The sequence below is a fragment of the Microcystis sp. LE19-84.1B genome (genome assembly GCF_027531875.1).
GTDB classification, from domain to species: domain Bacteria; phylum Cyanobacteriota; class Cyanobacteriia; order Cyanobacteriales; family Microcystaceae; genus Microcystis; species Microcystis panniformis.
This window is the reverse complement of record NZ_JAPZSR010000146.1, coordinates 1-16,438: the sequence shown is the minus strand read 5'-3', so window position 1 is coordinate 16,438 and position 16,438 is coordinate 1. Positions and strand designations below refer to the sequence as shown.

General features: G+C 44.4%; 16 protein-coding genes. 9 read left to right on the top strand and 7 right to left on the bottom strand.

Translation table 11 applies throughout. From position 1 onward, the window contains the following. Nucleotides 1-123 precede the first annotated feature (123 nt). Entirely contained in the window at nucleotides 124-1,203 is a 1,080-nt protein-coding gene (locus O9324_RS09390; protein ID WP_288140036.1) for an RNA-guided endonuclease InsQ/TnpB family protein, read from the bottom strand. Between the two features lie 340 nt (nucleotides 1,204-1,543). On the opposite strand from O9324_RS09390, the gene thrC reads away from it, so the two are divergent. After that, on the top strand, nucleotides 1,544-2,653 hold the full coding sequence (thrC, locus tag O9324_RS09385) for a threonine synthase (protein WP_288140035.1): 1,110 nt from the start codon (nucleotides 1,544-1,546) through the stop codon (nucleotides 2,651-2,653). Nucleotides 2,654-2,683: 30 nt separating this feature from the next. Here the strand turns inward: thrC and hisB are convergent, their stop codons facing one another. From hisB to O9324_RS09370, 3 genes are all read right to left on the bottom strand, one after another. Next, complete coding sequence (gene hisB / locus O9324_RS09380) at nucleotides 2,684-3,313, bottom strand: imidazoleglycerol-phosphate dehydratase HisB (RefSeq protein ID WP_002756684.1); 630 nt, start codon at nucleotides 3,311-3,313, stop codon at nucleotides 2,684-2,686. A 273-nt stretch (nucleotides 3,314-3,586) separates the two neighbouring features. Then, nucleotides 3,587-5,107 (bottom strand): energy transducer TonB, encoded by a 1,521-nt coding sequence (locus tag O9324_RS09375; protein WP_288140034.1) that lies wholly within the window; start codon nucleotides 5,105-5,107, stop codon nucleotides 3,587-3,589. A gap of 164 nt (nucleotides 5,108-5,271) precedes the next feature. Further along, entirely contained in the window at nucleotides 5,272-5,931 is a 660-nt protein-coding gene (locus O9324_RS09370; protein WP_002764981.1) for a hypothetical protein, read from the bottom strand. 975 nt (nucleotides 5,932-6,906) lie between these two features. Between O9324_RS09370 and O9324_RS09365 the strand changes: the two genes are divergently transcribed. Continuing rightward, nucleotides 6,907-7,119, top strand: a complete 213-nt coding sequence (locus tag O9324_RS09365; RefSeq protein ID WP_002787621.1) for a CAB/ELIP/HLIP family chlorophyll-binding protein — start codon at nucleotides 6,907-6,909, stop codon at nucleotides 7,117-7,119. 58 nt (nucleotides 7,120-7,177) lie between these two features. Here O9324_RS09365 and dapF read toward each other — a convergent pair whose 3' ends face one another. Further along, nucleotides 7,178-8,023, bottom strand: coding sequence for a diaminopimelate epimerase (gene dapF, locus O9324_RS09360; RefSeq protein ID WP_288140033.1), 846 nt, complete (start codon nucleotides 8,021-8,023; stop codon nucleotides 7,178-7,180). A 61-nt stretch (nucleotides 8,024-8,084) separates the two neighbouring features. Between dapF and O9324_RS09355 the strand changes: the two genes are divergently transcribed. Then, nucleotides 8,085-8,297 (top strand): Hfq-related RNA-binding protein, encoded by a 213-nt coding sequence (locus O9324_RS09355; protein WP_193960543.1) that lies wholly within the window; start codon nucleotides 8,085-8,087, stop codon nucleotides 8,295-8,297. A gap of 466 nt (nucleotides 8,298-8,763) precedes the next feature. Here O9324_RS09355 and O9324_RS09350 read toward each other — a convergent pair whose 3' ends face one another. Next, the gene (locus O9324_RS09350) at nucleotides 8,764-9,030 is read right to left on the bottom strand and encodes a hypothetical protein (RefSeq protein WP_288140032.1); all 267 of its coding nucleotides are present in this window, start codon (nucleotides 9,028-9,030) and stop codon (nucleotides 8,764-8,766) included. A gap of 77 nt (nucleotides 9,031-9,107) precedes the next feature. Next, a complete protein-coding gene (locus O9324_RS09345) occupies nucleotides 9,108-11,573 on the bottom strand; it encodes an ATP-dependent Clp protease ATP-binding subunit (RefSeq protein ID WP_002765002.1) in 2,466 nt (821 codons plus the stop codon). Nucleotides 11,574-11,964: 391 nt separating this feature from the next. On the opposite strand from O9324_RS09345, the gene O9324_RS09340 reads away from it, so the two are divergent. The 6 genes from O9324_RS09340 to O9324_RS09315 all read left to right on the top strand — a co-directional run bounded on the left by O9324_RS09340 (nucleotide 11,965) and on the right by O9324_RS09315 (nucleotide 16,103). Continuing rightward, nucleotides 11,965-13,629 (top strand): AIPR family protein, encoded by a 1,665-nt coding sequence (locus tag O9324_RS09340; protein ID WP_288140031.1) that lies wholly within the window; start codon nucleotides 11,965-11,967, stop codon nucleotides 13,627-13,629. Nucleotides 13,630-13,984: 355 nt separating this feature from the next. Then, nucleotides 13,985-14,272 carry a hypothetical protein gene (locus O9324_RS09335; RefSeq protein WP_002787649.1) on the top strand — a complete coding sequence of 96 codons (288 nt, stop codon included), beginning with the start codon at nucleotides 13,985-13,987 and terminating at the stop codon, nucleotides 14,270-14,272. A 195-nt stretch (nucleotides 14,273-14,467) separates the two neighbouring features. Beyond that, nucleotides 14,468-14,908, top strand: coding sequence for a DUF29 domain-containing protein (locus O9324_RS09330; protein WP_288140030.1), 441 nt, complete (start codon nucleotides 14,468-14,470; stop codon nucleotides 14,906-14,908). A gap of 361 nt (nucleotides 14,909-15,269) precedes the next feature. Beyond that, nucleotides 15,270-15,548, top strand: coding sequence for a hypothetical protein (locus O9324_RS09325; protein WP_052275566.1), 279 nt, complete (start codon nucleotides 15,270-15,272; stop codon nucleotides 15,546-15,548). Between the two features lie 37 nt (nucleotides 15,549-15,585). Continuing rightward, the gene (locus O9324_RS09320) at nucleotides 15,586-15,810 is read left to right on the top strand and encodes an addiction module protein (protein WP_288140029.1); all 225 of its coding nucleotides are present in this window, start codon (nucleotides 15,586-15,588) and stop codon (nucleotides 15,808-15,810) included. Beyond that, the gene (locus O9324_RS09315) at nucleotides 15,807-16,103 is read left to right on the top strand and encodes a type II toxin-antitoxin system RelE/ParE family toxin (RefSeq protein WP_193960211.1); all 297 of its coding nucleotides are present in this window, start codon (nucleotides 15,807-15,809) and stop codon (nucleotides 16,101-16,103) included. The genes O9324_RS09320 and O9324_RS09315 overlap by 4 nt, the downstream gene beginning before the upstream one ends. Nucleotides 16,104-16,438: the final 335 nt, after the last annotated feature.

Genomic DNA, 16,438 nt, shown 5'->3' with positions numbered 1-16,438 from the left:
TTTGCTAATAAACATAGCAAAATTATAGATGATTTCCTGACCTAAGATCACATTTTATTCTTTTTTCCACTTCAATCTAAGAATTGAGAAAAAAGCAAAACCTTATATTATACCATAAAAAAATTATGCAAGAGGTCTATTTTTGATGTTTATCGCCGCATTTATATCACGATCATGGGTTGTTTTGCAATGCTCACAAGTCCATGTTCTAACATCAAGTGGTAAACTCGCTACTTGATTTAGACAGACATTACAAGTTTTAGAACTAGGGAAAAACCTATCAACTTCGATATAAGTTTTTCCTTCCCATTCTGCCTTGTATTTAAGCATTGTACAAAACATTCCCCAACCACAATCACTAATAGCCTTAGCTAAATTATGATTGCGTACCATGCCTTTAACATTGAGATTTTCTACCGCAATAACTTGGTTTTCGTTAACTATCTTACGGGATAGCTTGTGGAGAAAATCCTCACGACATCTTGAGATTTTAGAGTGAACTTTAGCTACTTTACGTCTAGCTTTTTGACGGTTGTTACTTCCCTTCTTTTTACGGGATAACTTTTGTTGTTTACGCTTTAAATTACGTTGATGTTTAGCTAAATGTCTAGGATTCTCATACTTACTACCATTGCTGGTAATGGCAAAATGAGTAAGTCCTAAATCAATTCCTATGCCTTTGCCATCCTTTGATGTCTCAGGCAACTCCAATTCGTCATCAACTAAAATAGAAGCGTAGTATTTACCGTCTGGAGTTTTTGAGATAGTAACGGTTTTAATTGTTCCTTCAAATTCCCGATGACGCACACAATAAACTAATCCAACTTTACCCGGTAATTTGAGGTAGTCACCTTCAAACTTGACATTAGCTGGATAGCTAATTGATTGCCTACCATGTTTGGACTTGAATCTTGGTAATCTAGCCCGTTTTTCAAAGAAATTTTGATAAGCTTGCGATAAGTTCAAAGCAACAACCTGTAAGCACTGAGAATAAGCATCTGTCAACCACTCATATTCTTTTTTGAGACTAGGCAATAGTCCCTGAATATAGTTTCGTGTTAGCCCTTTTCCTGTGGTTTTATAGGTTTCTTGGCATAAATTCAAGGAATAGTTCCAAAACCAGCGACAACAGCCGAAGCCTTTAGCTAAGGCTATTTCTTGCTCGGTATTGGGTTTTATTGTGAATTTATATGCTTTGTACATGGCTGTTATCAAGAATCTATATTTATGATAACACAACTTTATAGAATTGTCTATATGCTGGTCAGCATTCATCCCATCGCTAAAAGCGAGGGACTTCTGCTGACACTAAGTTAAATCAACTTCTGAAAGACAAAAAGGGCAAAAAATCAGATTTATAGCGATACAATAGCTATTTTTTGACCAAAAAGGTCATTTATTGGCTGTTACTGCCTTTTATCTTCCCGCATCCCTGTTTTAGACCCCATGAATCCCAATCGGGCGATCGAGATTAATTTTTTGGCCTGCTTATTGGATAGAATAGGAAGTTAGGCCATCTAATCAAATCTGTATCCTTAAGGCTATGACAATTACTTCTCGATCGAACCCCCAATCACCCACTAAATCCTCGTCTATCGGCGGCTGGCGCGGTTTGATCGAAGAATATCGCCAATTTCTGCCCGTAAGCAGTAAAACCCCTGTAATTACCCTCCTAGAAGGCAATACACCCCTGATCCCCGCCCCCTATCTCTCAGCACAAATCGGGCGCGATGTCAAGGTTTTTGTCAAATATGATGGTTTAAATCCCACCGGCAGCTTTAAAGACCGGGGCATGACCATGGCCATCTCGAAAGCTAAAGAAGAAGGGGCAAAAGCCGTGATTTGTGCCAGTACCGGAAACACCTCGGCGGCGGCGGCAGCCTATGCAAGACGGGCCGGGATGCGGGCCTTTGTGATTATCCCCGACGGTTATGTGGCCTTAGGAAAATTAGCCCAAGCTTTATTGTACGGAGCCGAAGTCATCGCTATTAATGGCAACTTTGATGATGCCCTCAAGATTGTCCGCCAACTATCAGAAAATTATCCCGTAACTTTAGTCAATTCCGTCAATCCCTACCGTTTAGAGGGTCAAAAAACCGCCGCTTTCGAGATTGTCGATGTCTTGGGTAATGCTCCCGACTGGTTATGTATTCCCGTGGGTAATGCGGGCAATATTAGCGCCTATTGGATGGGATTCTGTCAGTACCACCAGATAGGCAAATGCGACCAGCTGCCGAAGATGATGGGTTTTCAGGCCGCCGGGGCTGCCCCTTTTATCTCCAAACAACCGGTTGACCATCCCGAAACCCTAGCCACGGCTATCCGTATCGGCAACCCCGCTAACTGGGAAAAAGCTTGGGCTGCTAGTCACGCTAGTCAAGGGCAATTTCACGCAGTCAGCGATGAGGAAATATTGGCAGCCTATCGGATTTTAGGGGGCCAAGAGGGGGTTTTCTGTGAACCAGCCAGCGCCGCCTCTGTGGCAGGATTATTAAAAGTGCATCAACAGGTTCCCGATGGGGCCACCGTAGTGTGTGTTTTAACGGGAAATGGACTAAAAGACCCAGATTCGGCGGTAAAACACAGCAATAATCAACTAAAATCTGGGATTGCGCCCGAATTAACCCAAGTGGCTCAAATTATGGGCTTCTAAGCTAACGTCAATTCGGGTTAAGCAGTGCTTCTATAAAACTCCCTTAGAACTAGGAATTATACCGGCACGACGGGGATCGATCGCTATGGCCATACTCATCGCCCGGGCAAAAGCTTTAAAAGTAGCCTCAATAATATGATGGGAATTAATCCCGTCTAATTGACGAATATGTAGGGTCATTTGACTGTGATTGACCAAAGCAACAAAAAATTCTCGCACTAGCTGAGTATCGTAGGTTCCCACTCTTTGGGTGGGAATTTCTAGACCATAACTGAGGTGGGGACGACCGGAAAAATCGAGGGCAACCTGCACTAAAGCTTCATCGAGAGGGGCGACAAAATGCCCGAAACGGACGATGCCTTTTTTGTCGCCTAAAGCTTGCAGTAAAGCTTGTCCGAGGGTGATTCCCACGTCTTCATTGGTGTGATGGTCATCAATTTCTAAATCTCCAGTGGCGCGTACATCGAGATCGATCGCAGCGTGGGAGGCGATTTGCTGCAACATATGATCAAGAAAGGGAATTCCTGTCTGGGCGCGACAATTGCCGCTACCATCAAGATCGATCGTCACCTCTACATCGGTTTCTTTGGTAGTACGACTAACCGAGGCGCGACGGCAAGGTGAGACAAAAGAATCGGGTATCTGGGAAGTGGAAATCATTTACAGCAGTTATCTTAATGGTGAGATACGAAGTTTTCCTTTTCAGGAGACAGGAGACAGGAGATAGGAGACAGGAGATAGAAGACAAGAAACAACTATCCTACCCATAAAACCTAAGATTATGTCAAATTTATCTTAGCTTTTAGATATTTTGACCCGATAGCAGCTCGATAACTTACTTGTGCGGGGGGTCTAGTGAACTTAAAACTCACATCTGATAACTGATAACTGATCACTGATTACTGATCACTGATCACTGATAACTGAAAAGGCCTAACTTTCTGGTTCAGTTTTAGCTTCCGCCGGCGGACCGGGGGGCAAAGCTTCCTCGCTCAGAGGTTGAGGATTTTGGCTAGTGGGGGGACTAGCGGGGGAACCCTCCGGCTGATTGAGAGCGGGGGTTTGGGGAGGAGTTTCTGGGGCTTTTTCTTCGATTATCGCTTCTTTGGGCGGTTCTGGCTGGGTTTGGGCTGGATTTGGCCCCGTGGTTGCGGGTGGCTTGACGTTATCCGGTTGGGGGCTAACGGCGGGTTGCGGCGGTTGATTAGGACGAAGCGGGGTTTCAATTGCCGGCGTTACGGGGGGGGAGTTACGGGTATTGAGGTTACTACCCTCCGGTTTTGGGGGATTAGCGATCGCACCTCGGCACACTTCCGGGTTAGGGGCAAAACTGACGCGCACCTGATAGATTCTCGACTCACCACTGGGATTATTAAAGCGAGTTAAGCGTACTTCCCTAGCCCCCTGTTGATTGAAAATCGGGAAGCCGGCACTTTTAATTAACTGGGGTTCACTGCTGAGGCGGCCTTGAGCATCCACCGTCACCCCATAAACCGCCGTCCCCGCTAATTGACGGGAACAAGCCGTAGCGGGATAATTACCAGTCAAATTGACGGTAGTTATGCCTCTGCTGCCCTGATTGGGCTGATTTAGTTCATTTAAGGCGTTAGGACTGGTTTTTTGGACTCTGGCCAGCCAATCCACCTGATTTCTCATAGCCTCCTCGTTACTGGTATTGCTTTTATCCGCCTCCAGGGAGCGCAAACGTTCCTGCATTTCCCACCTTAATTGTTGACGACGCTGTTCATCGATGGGCGATTGACCATTCGGCTCCGGCGTGCGGGCCAAGGAATTGTTTAATTGTTCCTGTGCCTGTTGCGATGCACTAAGAGGCGATTTTCGCAATCTATCTAAAGTTAGATTATCTTGGTAGGGATCAAAGTAAGGAGGTATCCGGTTGTTATTAGTCTCCCTCGGCAGATTATTATTCTCTGGCAGGGTGGGAACAGAAGAAGGACCGGGTAAACTGGGGGTAGAAGTGGGAAAATTGCGAGGAATCGGTAATCTACCCAGGGAGGGGATAGATGGCACGGGAGGAGAATAGATATTGACGGAGGGTAAGGAGGAGAGGGGAGGTAAAGCAGGTAAGGAAGGTAAAGGGGGAAGGGAAGAAACCGAGGGTAAAGGAGGTAAGGTGCTGTTATGGATACCATCCATGGGGGGGAGAGGAGGCAAAGAGGAAGAGGAAGAGGACGAATTGGGATTAGGCAGTTCCGGTAAGCTGGACAGGGAGGAGTCAAGATTGGGGAGGCGTGACTGCTCTAGAGGGTTCAATTCAATCAGATTGACGTTGCGTAAATCCTTTTTTGGCTCCTGCGCTGGATTATTGAGGAAATTAGGTAAGATAATCGCTAAAATTAGACCATGAATACCAAGAGAAGCGGCGAACGAGAGATTATTAGAGTTAATTAGTTTATTTTCTTCGGTTTCTAGACCAAAATAGGAGGATGTCATAATCTAGTTAATTGAGCAGAGCCTGGAGGGGGAAAGTTAACTCTATTCTAATCGTCAGGGCGATTTTTTTTCTTGAGGGCGGGGAATTAATTGGTGTCAGTACCCCACCACCCCACACCCCACACCCCACACCCTGCCCCTAGGAAAAACTTTTTCAGCCAACCCTACTTATGCTGCGAGCGAGCCACAGCTTTTAATTTGGGATATAATTCCGAAGGGTCTAACAAAGGGATAAACTCATCGATTACTGGTTTAAAATTGGCTGGAAAATTCTCCCTAGTTCCATGGCTGTTAGGCGATTTAGGCACTGATTCTAATTCAGGGAATTTGGGCGTTTCTGGGGTTAACTGCGAGAATAATTCCTCCACATCACTCATCCCTTTGCGAGGATCATCAAAAAGAGAAGTTTCTAAGTTTAGTAAAGAATCTTTACTCTTGGCTTCCGCTCGTGGCTCTGGATAAGGCCGCTCAAGGCTGGGAGAAGGTATCTTGACCTGTTCCTGTTGAGGGATAAATACCGTTTTTTTGCCATTTAACTGGGAATCTGGCCAGTTTTTACAAACCAAGCGCTCGAATTCCCCCGTAAAATGAAAGGTAGGATGGCCGCGACGGTGCCAAATTTTGAGGATTTCCTCCACCGAAATGACTTTGTAACGTCCCTGATAGAGTGCCTCTAAAATCGCCATGCGAATCCAATTTAGCGAATAGATGGGCAACCAGCGCTCGATTAATTCTTGCGCTTTATATCCTCTCATTTCAAATCGATATTGGTTGAGTATAGTCGCTATCTGCATGAGGTTGATCTCTGGGTTAATCTCTGCCATAGAATTTACAAAGATAGTGAGCGCAATCGTTATGGCTACTAGGCACTCTATATATTAAGATTCTATTCAGGTTTTTCCTAGTGGTTTTTACTTATTCTCCCCACACTTACCCTTTCGAGCATCTCCACTCAAGGTCAGTTGACTCCCTAGAGTCGGGTTCGCTTTGGGCGGCAATTTATCCCCCGCTAACTCCTGTACGGTTTAACGGGACTCCTCTGGCGACCGTAAGATAGGGTTTGCGGCAAAAAGTTTTTCCTGGGGGCAGGGTGTGGGGTGTGGGGTGTAGGGTTTTACCGATTTTGAGGTAGTCAGTTACCTAATTTTCAGGGAAAAAGTCCAGGAATTTTACCCCCGATCACTCCAATGGTCAGCACTTTTTGAGGGAAAAAAAGTCTAAAAGCCTTATCTAACAAGGTTTTTAGATTTGTTCAGCAAACCTTAAGATAGTTTTTGTCTTTTCCTTGATCGGGTGATCAAGTTTACACTTCTTTACTACCACAACCCGAGTAATTTGTCAAGAAAAAAGCAAAATTTCCTCAATAGACCCAGATAAGGTAGAACTATAGCACTACCCTGACAGCCTAGAACCTTACCGTTGACTGACCCCAAATCCGTTTTTAATAGTGTGATTAACTCTCAAGTTAAGTAGGTGGGTGGAATTAAATATAAGATGAACGTAGGTTGGGTTGAAGCATGAAACCCAACGCCCGATTATGTTACGCTACCGCTAACCCATCCTACAAATAATTGTGCCTCCCTACTTATGAATTGTTTCTCCCTGCTCCCCACTCCGCAGCTCTGGTACTCCCTTCTCCCCACACCCCACACCCCACTCTCCTATACCTTTTAAACAGGATTTAGTCTGACCACCCGATCGAGTTTTTCTGAGTCTCCAGAAATTTTTTGTTAAAATTTGCAACATAACTTAACAATGTGTTACACTTCTTAACATAAGCATACAAAAGGAGCCTCCCCATGACTGCCCGCGGCTACACCACCGAAGAACAAGGAAGACTGAATAATTTTGCTGTTGAACCGAAAATGTACGTTGATAGTTCCAGCGGTCTCGGTTTTACCAAAAAAGCTGAAAAACTGAATGGCAGACTAGCCATGATTGGCTTTGTCTCTCTTTTAGCCATTGAATTGTTAACCGGTAAAGGAATTATTGCTTGGATTACCAGTCTCTAAGAATTAACAATCCCGTCGCGCTGTTCGGGGAGTTCAGTCCCCGTCCAGACGGGGTGGTTTAGATGGCGTAAATGCCCTCAAAAACAGCTTTAGCAGGACCTGTCATGTAAACCCGGTTATCGGTTTGGGACCAGTGAATCTGAAGACAACCACCGGGCAGTTCCACGGTACAACTGCGATCGCATTTGCCCGTCAACAGGGCCGCCACCACCACAGCACAAGCACCGGTACCGCAAGCGAGAGTAATTCCCGCTCCTCTTTCCCAGACACGCATCTTCATATAATCCGGCGCGATTACTTCCACAAACTCCACATTAGTCCGTTGGGGAAAAACCGGATGATGCTCAAATTTTGGACCGATAGTTTCGAGGGGAATAGAGGCCAGATCATCCACAAAAGTGACACAGTGGGGATTACCCATACTAACGCAAGTAACTAACCAATCTTTACCCTCCACCTCTAGGGGAACCGCAAGGACTTTTTCTGACCCCTCCACTAAAGTGGTGGGGATTTCACTGCCGAGGAGTTGCGGCGGTCCCATATCGACCGTTACCTGTTCATTAGCCTCTAAACGAGGAATAATCGTTCCTGCTAGAGTATGAATGCGATAGGTGCGGCCAATGACGTTGTTAGCCTCTAAACGGGCGATAAATTGGGCTAGACAGCGAATACCGTTACCACACATTTCCGGTTCCGAACCATCAGAGTTAAAAATTCTCATCGTGTAGTCGGTTGCTGCTTGGCCAGGAAGCGCAAAAATCACGCCATCGGCGCCGATACCAAAATGTCGATCGCACATAGCCACGGCTATTTCTGGTGTGATCAGGGGTTCGGGACTGTGACGGTTATCTATCAAAATAAAATCATTGCCCAGGCCTTGATATTTGGTAAAGGAGATTTTCATGGTCAATAAAAGCTACTCAACAGGAATAATAGAGGATGAACACCTCATCGATAAACTCATTATGTCTCAATTTGATCCTGGTCTGCCGAGTATTAAACAAGTACAGAGCTATATTCAAGAGAAACGGGAAGTAGAAATTAAGTTAAGCACCGATGATCTCCTCGTTGGTCGCATCCTTTGGCAAGATGTTAACTGTATATACCTGGTTGATCACTACGATAAACCCACTTTAATTTGGCAACAGTCTCTAGTTTACTTAAAACCTAAAGCCTAGGAGGAAATCGGACCCATCAAAAATTCATTATCTACATCTAGACTTTTATCCCAATATTCCTGTCTTAGTTTTTGCACTCTTTCTGCTGCTTTTGCGGATGGGTGCAGAGTTTTTTGGCGGGTTATTCTCATTAGATATCGATAATAAGTAAGTAGTTATAATTAAATTGAAGATAGATTTTGCCTCTGATCCCCTCTGCCCCCCTTGATAAGGGGGGTGCCGATAGGCGGGGGTATCCCCCTGCCCCCCTTGATAAGGGGGGAACTGACAACTTTTAACACCTACCTACTTATTAAGTAGTCGTGCAAAATTAATTTCCTAGTGAAGATAGGCAAGAGGCAAGAGGCAAGAGGCAAGAGCGGGGTTAGATATGTGTAATTAATTTTGCCTAGGTACTTATATTCTGCTTCATGTTTATTTTAAGGTTTTATACTGGAAAATAGCCATAAATAGACGATTATTATAGCTATTCAGGCTTATTTTCTCCTTCTTCTATCACAGGTATCGAGTTTTCTGCCGTCAAAATATTGGGAATATCACTTAAACTAGCAGTTTGATAAACCTGTTCATTTCTAGCAAATAAATTGATCATATCTTGAGAATAATTAGAAGCGATCGATAATAAAGCTCCAGCAAAAATATAGATAGGTAAAGGCAAAATAAACCCCTTAGCCCATTGATAAAATTCCACCAACAAAAATAACAAAACACAGCCCACAACCCAGACTTTCATCGCACTTTTTCCTGCTATTTTTACGAGAAAAGGTGAGCAAAAAGCCCACCTTTTATTTAACTAATTCCAGTGAGAAGTTATTCAATCACGGGAGCGATTAACTCACGTCTTTCCCCCGAAATTACTTTCACCTTACCTTCCTCATCGATATCGACCATGGCCGTATCCCCATCAGAAACCCGTCCGGAGAGAATTTCCTCAGCCAGAACATCTTCCAACAGACGCATAATCGCACGACGTAAGGGACGAGCGCCGTAGGCCGGATTATAACCTTCCTCGATCAAGCGTTCTTTAAACTTATCGGTGACAGATAAAGTAATATTTTGTTCTGTCAGACGTTTAAACACATCCTTGAGCAGGATTTCGGCGATTTCCTTGACCTCTTCCTTATTCAGTTGACGGAAGACAATAATCTCATCGAGACGGTTGAGGAATTCCGGACGGAAGTATTGTTTTAATTCCTCATTAACCAGCGATCGAATGCGATTATATTGAGCTTCAGCTTGATTATCAGCAAACTCGAAACCTAAACCACCGCCACCCTTCTCGATGACTTTAGAACCGATGTTCGAGGTCATGATCAACAGGGTATTTTTAAAGTCCACCGTGCGACCTTTAGCATCGGTCAAACGTCCATCTTCAAGGATTTGCAGAAGCATATTGAAGACATCGGGGTGAGCTTTTTCGATTTCGTCGAATAGCACCACCGTGTAGGGACGACGACGCACCGCTTCCGTTAATTGTCCCCCTTCGTTGTAACCAACGTAACCAGGAGGCGAACCGATTAACTTAGAAACCGTGTGCCGTTCCATGTATTCCGACATATCGAGACGGATCATCGCATCTTCCGAACCGAAGAAATAAGCGGCCAGAGCCTTAGTTAACTCGGTTTTACCTACCCCCGTCGGACCGGAGAAGATAAAGGAAGCAATGGGACGGTTAGGATTTTTTAGACCGACGCGAGCGCGACGAATGGCACGAGACACCGCTTTAACTGCGTCCTCTTGACCGATGAGACGCTGATGTAGGGTATCTTCCATGTGCAGCAGTTTCTCGGATTCGGTTTCGGTCAGTTTATTGACGGGAACCCCAGTCCAAGAAGCGACGATGTGAGCGATTTCCTCCGCATCCACAAAGGGTTCGTCGTTGCCATCTTCGCCTTTTTTGGTGGAAGCGAGATTCCGGATCTGGGTTTTGATTTCCATTTCCCGATCGCGCAATTCTCCCGCTTTCTCGAAGTCTTGACCGCGCACCGCATCATCTTTTTGTTTGAGAATTTGCCGCAGTTCCTTGTCTAATTCCTTGGCTGCCGGTGGCAATTGGGAATTAATCAAGCGCACTCTCGAACCAGCTTCATCGATTAAATCGATCGCCTTGTCCGGTAAGAAGCGATCGCTAATGTAGCGATCGGACAATTTCGCCGCTGCTTCTAGCGCTTCGTCTAGGATTTTTAATTTATGGTGCTGTTCGTAGCGTTCCCGGAGACCGTAGAGAATTTCGATCGTTTCTTCTACGGAGGGTTCACCGACCATAACCGGTTGAAAACGTCTTTCTAGAGCCGCATCCCGTTCGATATGTTTGCGATACTCATCCAAGGTCGTCGCCCCGATACATTGTAGTTCTCCCCGGGCCAAAGCTGGTTTAAGAATATTGGCCGCATCGATCGCTCCTTCGGCTGCCCCGGCACCGATGAGAGTGTGAACTTCATCGATCACAAGGATGACGTTACCCGCTTGGCGAATTTCGTCCATGATTTTTTTGAGGCGTTCCTCAAATTCGCCGCGATATTTGGTTCCTGCCACTAACAAGCCGATATCGAGGGTGACAACCCGTTTTTCTTCGAGAATGTCGGGAATATCCTTGTTAGCGATGCGTTGGGCCAATCCTTCTGCGATCGCTGTTTTACCTACCCCCGGTTCCCCGATTAGGACTGGGTTATTTTTGGTACGACGACCGAGAATTTGGATAACGCGCTCGATTTCCTTTTGTCGGCCGACCACGGGATCAAGTTTACCCTCGCCAGCCATTTGGGTGAGATTGGAACCAAATTCATCAAGAGTCGGGGTTTTAGTGCGACCTTGGGAAGATGAACCGGCGGCCACTTCGGCGGTTTCCCCTAACATTCTGATTACTTGGGTGCGAACTTTCGAGAGATCCACGCCGAGATTTTCCAGAACCCTAGCGGCCACACCTTCCCCTTCGCGAATTAGTCCTAAAAGGAGGTGTTCTGTGCCAATATAGTTATGGCCCAGTTGACGGGCTTCTTCGAGGGAGAGTTCTAAAACTCGTTTGGCTCTGGGGGTGAAGGGAATTTCCACGGCTACGAATCCGGAACCGCGACCGATGATTTTCTCCACCTCCACGCGCGCATCTTTGAGATTGACACCCATGGACTTGAGGACTTTGGCGGCAACTCCCGTTCCCTCTCCAATTAGTCCTAGTAAAATCTGCTCTGTTCCCACGAAGTTATGGCCAAGGCGGCGGGCTTCTTCTTGGGCGAGCATGATTACTTTAATGGCTTTTTCCGTAAATCTTTCAAACATAGCCTATCCATCACCTACACAAGCGACCCTAGATATGCTGATTTTAGCACGCCTTTTTAGTTTAGCCCTCTTTCAGTGATCAGTTATTGGGGAGCGGCCTGGAAACCTGCCGATAAGTGGTTCACCCTTGCATAATCCCCTAGGCTCGTGGTCGTCCCCATCCCTCGATCGCTTGACTATCGATCGCCCATTTTCCGACCAAAACTCGAAGTATAAGCAGATTAAATATTACTACCTATTGACAAATGAGTATATATGTTGTATGTCGGGGTGATATACAGAAAGTTGACCCATATCGTTGCTCTGGAGATTGTTATGCAGAAAGTTGACCTATAATATGTAGTTAGGCACAATAAAATAAGCTATTTAAATATGTTCGTTAAATAAGTACATGAATATTAATATATCCATCATCGACCAACGCTTAGTATCAGTTAGCAAAGACATTCGTCAAAAAGCTTCTGAAGAACTACGAATCACAGATGAAGGCCGGCTTAAGTCTTTGGCTTTTGTATATCTGTGCGTTAAAACCATTTTAGATTTAGATGGAGATGATGTTTTTGATTGCTTAACAGAAGGAGGTGGTGACTTTGGAGTAGATGCTATACATATCTCAGAAGAATATGACGGTGAATTTACAGTTAGTTTATTTCAGGCAAAATATAAGAACAACCTAGAAGGAAACTCTAACTTTCCTGAAGAAGGTATAAAAAGTTTAATAAACGCAATTAATTACTTATTTAATCCAGCAGCCAAACTAGAACATATTAATCAACGACTGCTTGTGAAAGTGGAAGAAGCTCGTAGCCTAATCCGGGATGGCTATATTCCCCAAGTTCGGACAATAGCTTGCAACAATGGGCTGAAATGGAATTTATCTGCTCAAGAGGCTATTGATCGTGCTGAGTTTGGAGATCAGGTGACATGGGAATATGTTAATCACGAGCGTTTAGTCAAAATTCTGCAAGCTTCTAAACCCGTAAAAGATACTTTGCAGCTAAGTGGCAAAGCTATTGTGGAAGATATGGAGTTTAGCCGAGTACTGTTGGGTAGAATTTCGGTGACAGAAATTGCCACACTTATAGAGCGACATGGAGAACGTTTATTAGAGCGCAATATTCGTCGCTACTTGGGTTTACAAGGAAATCGCGTAAATGAGGGTATCCGTCATACTTTAACTAGCGATGAAAAAAACAATTTTTACTTTTATAATAACGGTGTCACGTTGATTTGTGATAGTTTCTCATACAACGCATTGCAAGATGGCGATTACAAAGTGCGTGTTGAGAATTTACAAATCATTAACGGTGGTCAAACCTGTATGACCATATTTAAAACCTTGCGAGAACCCGATTTAATTCATCAAAATGCCCAAGCTTTTGTTCTTTTAAGACTCTATCAATTGCCTCGTGAAAATGAAGGTTTAGTTCAAAGAATTACCTACGCAACCAATAGCCAAAATCCAGTAGATCTCAAAGATTTACGTGCTAATGATGAGCGCCAGAAAATATTGGAAAAGGATATTGAGCAATTAGGATTTAACTACAGGACTAAACGTTCCAATACTCCTACTCGCTCTGCTGATATTACTTCAGGAGTAGCTGCTGAGGCAGTATTATCCGTTTGGCGAAGAAAACCTCATCAAGCAAAGTTTTTCTCTCGTGAACATTTTGGGAAACTGTATGATACAATCTTTACTGACCAATTAAATGGAGCGCAAATCGTAATAGCTGTTCAGCTTTACAGAATTGCAGAAAACCGCCGCAAAAGACCTGAGTTTACTGACCCAGATTTTGTCCGCTATGCTTCCTGCTTTATTGCAATGCAGATGGGACAAAAACTTTTGGCTGATATGAAAGTTCAGATGAAAGATATTAGTCATCAAAATTTTCAATCAGCCCAAATACTTATTGATCAAAATGGGGAGAGTTACTTTAATGCTTCATTACAGGATATTAAACAGGCACTTCAGGATCTTTATGGAGAACAAGAGATTTCCTTGCAGCAGCTATCTGCAACATTTCGACGGGGTGATTTAATAAGTAGACTTCAATGAATCAAATCGGTTCAATAATTCGACTTCTTTTCTTGCAAACTCGCTTAACCTAACTTCACCGTTAGCTGAAATATTGGTGAATTTTCAAAGTTGCCTGTTGCTGTGTGACTTCACAGATTAATATAGTACGATGCCAAAGGCACTGCGTAGCAGAGCGCAATCTTGTAGGGTGCGTTCCCTAAGGCAACTTCTACCGCTTCAGCGATCAATTTTTGGGGAACGCACCATGCACATTGATTGAAACTGTGAGTCTAAGTGCGATGCCGCTCTTGTAGTTCCAGTTGGTGAATGTTAGCGAAGATTGCCAATGTTTAGGTTAAAATGGAGGGGCAAAAGTGGCAACGGGGTCAGGACAATGACAGTTAATCAACTCCGCTACAGCAAAGAAGAATTCGCTCGACGTGGTAAAGAGATTTATGAATCTCAGGTGCGCCCCCAAGTCGAGGAAGGCAATCATGGGAAGATTGTAGCCATAGATATCGAAACAGGTGCTTTTGAGCTTGCCAATGACACAATAACTGCTTCTAATCGATTGCTTGAACGAAACCCTGATGCTCAAATCTGGCGTGTCCGAATTGGACATAAAGGCGTTCACCGCTTTGGCGTAGGTCGTCTAGAGCCTACCTGTTCACAAATCAATTAGGCGCACTATATGTTGTATCCCTATATTTTTGTTAATGGTGAGGTGCAAGGTCTCTGGTTTTGGGAAACTCTAGAACTGCGGAAGGGGCTGTAAGCGAACGATAATCAGTTATCATTAAGAAAACGCTGGATCGTTAACTTAACAGAATTAACCCCACAATCCCACCAGAAAAGCTTGAAAAACAGGGAACAGGTTATGCCAACCACCTACGATTGCGATTTAATTCTTTGGGCCCAGGATACGGCTCAACTTTTGCGGGAACAACGCTGGGATGCCATTGACTGGGAGCATTTAATCGAGGAAATTGAGGATTTGGGGAAAAGTGAACGCAGTGCGATTGGTTCTCAAATGGAGCGAATTTTGCTTCATCTCCTCAAGTGGCAATATCAACCCCAACGGCGCTCCGATAGTTGGCTGGATTCCATCAATGATGGGCGATCGCAAATTGGTCGTAAGTTAGAGGATAGTCCCAGTTTACGCAGTTATCCCGCGCAAATTTTGGATAAGGAATATATCAGAGCGCGTCGAGAGGCCGCCAGACAAACAGGTTTAGTCCTTAGCATTTTTCCCGAGTTTTGCCCCTATACTATCGCGCAGGTGATCGAAGATTGGTGGCCCACTGATAGCCTTGATTAAAAGTTAAATAATCCTAAATCCGGTTATTAAAGACTGATTATTTATTCTCCCTTTTTGCATGAGTGCATGAGCAGAAAACGGGTTTCTCCGAGACACCCGTTTCCTGTGCGTTACTCAACGGATTTAGTATTATGTGACAGTTGAGGGTGCGGAATGTGGGATTGATCGCCCATTTTCAGACCAAAACTCGAAGTATAAGCAGATTAAATATTACTACCTATTGACAAATTAGTATATATGTTGTTGTGGGACGGAGTGATATACAGAAAGTTGACCTATAGCGTTACTCTGGAGACTGTTATGCCGAAAGTTGACCTATAATATATAGTCAGGTCGCTTAGTATTTGAGTCATCACTATGTATGCCTAAACTAACGCTTCAAGTCCGAACCCATGACAACTTGTTAGAACTACTCGCTCAATCCGAATCGGGAGCTTGGGTTATCGCGGAAGAGAAAGTTGAGAAAATCACCCATGTCCAAGTCGTGAATTTTGACGGGATGCAAATGATTGAGGCTATCTTTGACCGAAATGCCAGCTACAGAAGAGATGATGGCAGGCTAGTGATCAAATTTCTAGACGGGCACATCGTTAATTGCAATGTGTCGTTTGACGGACAAAACCCTGTTCGCTATATTTGAGGAAGTTCTATCGAATGTCTCACCCTGAGGTTTCTGTATGGATATCGCGGCTACACTAAATGAAATTACAACTTTAAGTGTTGAGGATAGAATCCTTCTGGTTCAAGCGATTTGGGACAGTATTGCAGTGAAACAGGTGTATCCTGATTTAACCGAGGCGCAAAAACACGAACTCGATCAGCGCATTGAGGGTCATAATAATGATCCCGATAACGTCCTCACCTGGGAAGAGATGAAAGCATCAGTCAGAAAGCAAGCATGAAGTATGTACTGGTATTTCGTCCAGAAGTCCGTGACGACCTCAGCGATGCCTATGATTGGTATGAGAGTCAACAAGCTGGTTTGGGTGATGAATTTATTGATTGTGTAGATGACTTACTCAATCAGATCGGCATGATGCCAGAGTCTTATGCAATCGTTTACCTGGACATTCGACGAGCAGTCATCAAACGATTTCCATATGCTGTCTACTATCGAGTGATTTCAAGTCGGGTCGTTGTGACCGCGATTTTTCATGGTCGGCGTGATCCAAAGTCATGGCGATTGCGAACCTAACAACCCCAATGCACCCGACCATTGAGGTTATTGGTTAGTGCGATGCCAAAGGCACTGCGTAGCAGAGCGCATCGCCTCGCAGGTTGGGTTGAGCGAAACAATAGTGGGGCGAAAATAGCTCAATTCGCTTGAAAAAGCGCAACCCAACCACCCCAAAGGTTACTCTTGGTTGGGTTTCCTTGGGTCAACCCAACCGGGAGCATCTCACCTTTGCAATAAGTAGAAATGCTTAATGAGATCAATAAAAAAGTTAAAAAAGGCAACCATTTAGATAAGCACAGCGATGACGAAGGACTTGCGGTACATTACCAGATTCCCAACTTGCACCAGTAATT

What these genes read in the sequence shown, in the direction of transcription:
- O9324_RS09320 (WP_288140029.1), top strand. Translation starts at nt 15,586, where the DNA reads ATGGATATCGCGGCTACACTAAATGAAATTACAACTTTAAGTGTTGAG.
- O9324_RS09315 (WP_193960211.1), top strand. Translation starts at nt 15,807, where the DNA reads ATGAAGTATGTACTGGTATTTCGTCCAGAAGTCCGTGACGACCTCAGC.
- dapF (WP_288140033.1), bottom strand. Translation starts at nt 8,023, where the DNA reads ATGAAAATCTCCTTTACCAAATATCAAGGCCTGGGCAATGATTTTATT.
- O9324_RS09350 (WP_288140032.1), bottom strand. Translation starts at nt 9,030, where the DNA reads ATGAAAGTCTGGGTTGTGGGCTGTGTTTTGTTATTTTTGTTGGTGGAA.
- O9324_RS09390 (WP_288140036.1), bottom strand. Translation starts at nt 1,203, where the DNA reads ATGTACAAAGCATATAAATTCACAATAAAACCCAATACCGAGCAAGAA.
- O9324_RS09345 (WP_002765002.1), bottom strand. Translation starts at nt 11,573, where the DNA reads ATGTTTGAAAGATTTACGGAAAAAGCCATTAAAGTAATCATGCTCGCC.
- thrC (WP_288140035.1), top strand. Translation starts at nt 1,544, where the DNA reads ATGACAATTACTTCTCGATCGAACCCCCAATCACCCACTAAATCCTCG.
- O9324_RS09375 (WP_288140034.1), bottom strand. Translation starts at nt 5,107, where the DNA reads ATGACATCCTCCTATTTTGGTCTAGAAACCGAAGAAAATAAACTAATT.
- O9324_RS09330 (WP_288140030.1), top strand. Translation starts at nt 14,468, where the DNA reads ATGCCAACCACCTACGATTGCGATTTAATTCTTTGGGCCCAGGATACG.
- O9324_RS09370 (WP_002764981.1), bottom strand. Translation starts at nt 5,931, where the DNA reads ATGGCAGAGATTAACCCAGAGATCAACCTCATGCAGATAGCGACTATA.
- O9324_RS09340 (WP_288140031.1), top strand. Translation starts at nt 11,965, where the DNA reads ATGAATATTAATATATCCATCATCGACCAACGCTTAGTATCAGTTAGC.
- hisB (WP_002756684.1), bottom strand. Translation starts at nt 3,313, where the DNA reads ATGATTTCCACTTCCCAGATACCCGATTCTTTTGTCTCACCTTGCCGT.
- O9324_RS09335 (WP_002787649.1), top strand. Translation starts at nt 13,985, where the DNA reads ATGACAGTTAATCAACTCCGCTACAGCAAAGAAGAATTCGCTCGACGT.
- O9324_RS09355 (WP_193960543.1), top strand. Translation starts at nt 8,085, where the DNA reads ATGTCTCAATTTGATCCTGGTCTGCCGAGTATTAAACAAGTACAGAGC.
- O9324_RS09325 (WP_052275566.1), top strand. Translation starts at nt 15,270, where the DNA reads ATGCCTAAACTAACGCTTCAAGTCCGAACCCATGACAACTTGTTAGAA.
- O9324_RS09365 (WP_002787621.1), top strand. Translation starts at nt 6,907, where the DNA reads ATGACTGCCCGCGGCTACACCACCGAAGAACAAGGAAGACTGAATAAT.